Below are 333 nucleotides of genomic sequence, written 5' to 3'. Positions count from 1 at the left end.
ATGGCACCCTGCTGCCGATCCCGGACAGTGCCGCCAACCTTACGGTCTTCACCCGCCAGCGACTCGGCAACGGCATCTCGGGATACCCGCAACTACGGCTGGCCGCACTGGTGGCCTGCGGCACCCGATCGGTCATCGGGGCCGTGTTCGGACCCGCCACGACCGGTGAGCTGGACTACGCCCGCCGCCTGGCCGCGCATCTACAGACCGGGATGCTCCTGCTGGCCGACCGGAACTTCGCCGCCACCGACCTGCTCAACCAGCTGGCCGCCACCGGCGCCGACCTGCTGGTGCGCTGCAAGTCCGGCCGGAACCTGCCCGCCGTGGCCCGCT

At 71.2% G+C, this 333-nt stretch carries 1 protein-coding gene; it reads left to right on the top strand.

The window, feature by feature from the left end; genetic code table 11:
- A partial coding sequence (locus E1286_RS47420; protein WP_165970265.1) for a transposase occupies positions 1–333 on the top strand: 333 nt, incomplete at both ends.

It is taken from the genome of Nonomuraea terrae, assembly GCF_004348995.1.
Lineage (GTDB): Bacteria > Actinomycetota > Actinomycetes > Streptosporangiales > Streptosporangiaceae > Nonomuraea > Nonomuraea terrae.
The sequence above is the reverse complement of the archived record's forward strand: the minus strand, read 5'-3'. Positions and strand labels throughout refer to the sequence as shown.